Annotated in this window: 5 protein-coding genes; all 5 read right to left on the reverse strand. The window is 61.3% G+C overall.

The annotated features are described in order from the left end of the window. Nucleotides 1–251, reverse strand: a 251-nt coding sequence (locus tag NFX52_RS12845) for a class II fructose-bisphosphate aldolase (protein WP_252635667.1), incomplete at its 3' end; no start/stop codon positions are given. 91 nt (nucleotides 252–342) lie between these two features. After that, on the reverse strand, nucleotides 343–1,533 hold the full coding sequence (locus tag NFX52_RS12850; RefSeq protein WP_055394158.1) for a phosphoglycerate kinase: 1,191 nt from the start codon (nucleotides 1,531–1,533) through the stop codon (nucleotides 343–345). Next, complete coding sequence (gene gap, locus NFX52_RS12855) at nucleotides 1,530–2,543, reverse strand: type I glyceraldehyde-3-phosphate dehydrogenase (RefSeq protein ID WP_055394160.1); 1,014 nt, start codon at nucleotides 2,541–2,543, stop codon at nucleotides 1,530–1,532. The genes NFX52_RS12850 and gap overlap by 4 nt, the downstream gene beginning before the upstream one ends. Nucleotides 2,544–2,596: 53 nt before the next feature. Next, nucleotides 2,597–3,268 carry an HAD-IA family hydrolase gene (locus tag NFX52_RS12860; protein WP_055394162.1) on the reverse strand — a complete coding sequence of 224 codons (672 nt, stop codon included), beginning with the start codon at nucleotides 3,266–3,268 and terminating at the stop codon, nucleotides 2,597–2,599. A gap of 2 nt (nucleotides 3,269–3,270) precedes the next feature. Then, a partial coding sequence (locus NFX52_RS12865; protein ID WP_289781597.1) for a transketolase-like TK C-terminal-containing protein occupies nucleotides 3,271–4,276 on the reverse strand: 1,006 nt, incomplete at its 5' end.

The following is a 4,276-nucleotide window of genomic DNA, read 5'->3' on the forward strand; positions in this document are numbered from 1 at the left end:
CGGTCCTGGTGCAGCACTACCGGCAGATCGGGGTGGGTCTCCACCGCCGCCAGCATCATGTGGCGCAGGTACGCCTCGCCAGCGTATTTGCGTGCCCCGGCGGAGGCCTGCAGGATCACCGGACTGTCACATTTTTGCGCCGCCTCCATGATCGCCTGGACCTGCTCCAGATTGTTGACGTTGAAGGCCGGCACGCCATAGCCAAACTCGGCAGCATGGTCCAGCACCTGGCGCAGGGAAACAAAAGCCATGGGAACTCCTTGGTATAAATATATGAACAAACTGGGCCATAGCGCTTTTGATATCTGCGCCTATAGCTATAGTTTCAATAGTGAATTGGACTCAAACCCCACGCCGCTCCAGAGCCTCCAGTGCGGGCAAGGTCCTGCCTTCCAGCATCTCCAGAAAGGCCCCGCCACCGGTGCAGATGTAGCCCAAATCGGACGCAATGCCGTACCGGGCGATGGCGGCCAGGGTGTCACCGCCACCGGCGATGGAAAACGCGCTGGACGCGGCAATCGCCCGGGCCAGCGTGCGGGTGCCGTTCTCGAACGCAGGAAACTCAAATACCCCCACTGGTCCGTTCCAGACGATGCTGCCGGCCTGACCCAGTTGGGCCGCCCATTGCGTGGCTGTAATGGGCCCTATGTCCAGAATCAGGTCATCGGGAGCTACATCGGCGGCGGGTTTCACCGTCGCCGTGGCATCAGCCGCAAAAGATCTGGCCGTAACCACATCCACCGGGATCGGCACTTCGGCACCGCGTACACGCATGGTGTCCATTACCGCCAGAGCCTCTTCCACCATCGTCGGTTCGGCCAGACTTTTGCCGATAGGCAGGCCCGCTGCCAGCATGAAGGTGTTGGCGATGCCGCCGCCGACGATCAGCCGATCCACGCGGCTGGCCAGACTCCGCAGAATGCTGAGCTTGGTCGAGACTTTCGAGCCCGCCACAATGGCGACCAAAGGACGCTTCGGCGCGGTCAGCGCGCGGGTGATGGCCTCCACCTCGCTGGCTAACAGCGGGCCGACGCAGGCGATGGGAGCGAACTCGGCGATGCCGTAGGTAGTAGCTTCGGCGCGGTGCGCGGTGCCGAAGGCATCGTTTACGTACACGTCGCACAACTGGGCCATCTGGCGCGAGAGTTCCAGATCGTTGCTTTTCTCTCCAACGTTAATCCGGCAGTTCTCCAGCAGCACCACTTGGCCAGCGTTCACATCCACGCCGTCCAGCCAACCGGACACCAGTGGCACGTCACAACCGAGCAACTCGCCAAGGCGACGTGCCACGGGGGCCAATGAATCCTTGGGTTCAAATGTGCCTTCTTTGGGCCTCCCGAGGTGAGAGCTGACCATCACCGCAGCGCCCGCTTCCAGTGCCATCCGAATGCAGGGTAAGGATGCCAGGATGCGGGTGTCCTCTGCGATCCGACCCTGGCTGTCAAGCGGCACATTCAGGTCAGCACGGATAAAGACGCGCCGACCCCGAACGAATTCGCTGCGCGCCACATCTGTAAAACGCAGGGCCTTCATCGAACCACTCCTGCGCCGGCAATCACCCGCACCATCTCCAGCGTCTTGCTTGAATAGCCCCATTCGTTGTCGTACCAGCTCACCAGCTTGACGAAGGTGCCGTCCAGCGCAATGCCGGCGTCGGCGTCGAAAATCGAGGTGCGGGCATCTCCACGGAAGTCGGTGGCGACAACTTTGTCTTCGGTGTAGCCAAGAATGCCCTTGAGCGGACCTTCGCTCTGGGCTTTGAATTCGGCACAAATCTCGGCGTAACTGGCTTCGTTGTGGAGTTCCACCGTCAGGTCTACCACCGACACATCGGACGTTGGCACGCGAAAGGACATGCCGGTGAGCTTCTTGTTGAGGGCTGGAATCACGACCCCAACCGCCTTAGCAGCGCCAGTGGTGCTGGGAATGATGTTTTCCAGGATGCTGCGGCCACCACGCCAATCTTTTTTGGACGGGCCATCCACGGTCTTTTGCGTCGCAGTGGCGGCGTGCACCGTGGTCATCAGACCACGCTTGATACCCCACCTGTCGTTGAGCACCTTGGCCAACGGTGCCAGGCAATTGGTGGTGCACGAGGCGTTGGAGATGATTTCCTGGCCTGCATAGGTCTTGTCGTTGACGCCATAGACGAACATGGGCGTGTCGTCCTTGGAGGGGGCCGACATGATGACCTTTCTGGCTCCCGCATCGATATGCTTTTGCGCCCCTTCCTTGGTCAAAAAAAGGCCGGTGGACTCGACAATGATGTCGGCGCCAATTTCACCCCACTTGAGATTGGCCGGATCCCGTTCTTGCGTTAGGCGAATCCTGTTGCCGTTGACGACAAGGTTGCGCCCCTCCACCGACACCTCACCCTTGAAAGGGCCGTGCACGCTGTCGTGCTTGAGCATGTAGGCCAGGTAGTCGGATTCCAGCAAGTCGTTGATACCCACGACCTCAATGTCGGAAAAGTTCTGCACCGCAGCGCGGAACACCATGCGGCCGATGCGGCCGAAACCGTTGATACCTATCTTGATCTTCATCGCAACTTCCTTAAGTAAAAGCAAAATTTGGCAGACTGGTTTTGCGCAGAGGTCTATTCATCCAGGAGTTCCGCCAGGTCGCTGAGAATGCGGTCCGGTCGGCTCTCGGCAATGGCTTGCCCCATGTTGTAGCCATAGGGCACTGCCCACACCGCTACGCCGGCTTGGCGTGCAGCGGCCACGTCGATAGATGAATCGCCCACGAACAGGGCCCTCTCACGTGGTACTTGCGTCGCCGAAAGGCAATGCTCGATGCCGGCCGGGTCGGGTTTTCTGCTGGGCAAGGTGTCGCCACAGATCTGCAGATCAAACAGCGGAGTCAGCGCATGCGCCGTGAGCAAAGCGGCGGCGTAGCGGCTTTCCTTGTTAGTCACCAGGGCCAGCTTCGCGTTGCGTGCTCGCAAGGCCAGCAGTACCTCGCGCACATGTGGGTACAGCTGACTGCGGCTGCCGCAGCGCTGTAAGTAGTAGCGACTGAACTCAGACGCGATCAGCGCCAAACTGTCGCTGCCGCGCACAGTGGCCACCGCGATCTGGCCGGCATGGGCCAACGCTTGAATCAGCAGTTCTTGCATGCCGTGGCCGATCCACTCAGTAACCTGTACCTGGCCGGCCTCGGGCAGGTCGAAGCGGCGCAGGGTGTCGTTCACCGCATCGCAGACTTCCGGTGCGGTATCGACCAAAGTGCCATCCAGGTCGAACAGGTAGAGGTCGAATGTCGGCATGCCTATTGCCCCTCCAAGACAACCGACTCAGCGCTACGCGCTGCTTCGGCGTAGGCCGTGCCGTGGACCAGTCTGCGCACAGCCTCCACCGCCCGCTGCGTTGTGATGCCGAAGTGGGGGTACAGGTCCTGGGCTGGCGCCGACTCGCCAAAACGGGTCATACCGATCACCAGGCCGCCACGGCCAACGTATTTGTGCCAGAAGTCAGGCTGCGCAGCCTCGATGGCCACGGCGGGCAACGCCAACGGCAACACCTCCTCCTGGTAGGCCAGGCTCTGGCGGTCAAAAACATTGGTGCAAGGCATCGACACCACCTGGGTGGCAATTCCTTCGCAGGCCAGCCGGGCTTGGGCTGCCATGGCCAGTGCCAGCTCGGAACCGGTGGATAGGATTACTGCCTGAGCCCCCTCCATGCCCGACAACACATAGCCACCGCGCTCGATGGCTGAGACCTGGCCGATGCTGGTAAGCCGGGGCAGGTTCTGCCGCGACAGGCACAGCACGCTCGGTCCGTCCTGGCGTGCAATCGCACTGACCCAAGCCACGGCCGTCTCCAGTCCATCGGCGGGACGCCAGACATCAAGGCCGGGAATGATGCGCAGGCTCGGGATATGCTCCACGCTCTGGTGCGTAGGGCCGTCTTCGCCCAGGCCGATGCTGTCGTGCGTGAATACGTGGATCACACGGATCTTCATCAGCGCCGCCATGCGGATAGCGTTGCGGCTGTAATCACTGAAGGTCAGGAAGGTGCCACCGTAGGGGAGATAGCCACCGTGCAGCGCCATGCCGTTCATGATGGCTGCCATGCCGAATTCACGCACGCCATAGCTCAGGTAGTTGCCCCATCGGTCGCGTCCGGCGGTTACGCAGCCCTGGAAGTTGGTGAGGTTAGAACCAGTCAGGTCCGCACTCCCGCCAAACAGCTCCGGCACCAGCGGCGCCAGCACATCCAGGACGTTCTGGCTGGCTTTCCGGGTAGCCAGGGCTTGCGGCCTGTCCGCAATAGCG

The sequence above is a fragment of the Acidovorax facilis genome, assembly GCF_023913775.1.
In the GTDB taxonomy this organism is placed as follows: Bacteria; Pseudomonadota; Gammaproteobacteria; order Burkholderiales; family Burkholderiaceae_C; genus Acidovorax; species Acidovorax facilis.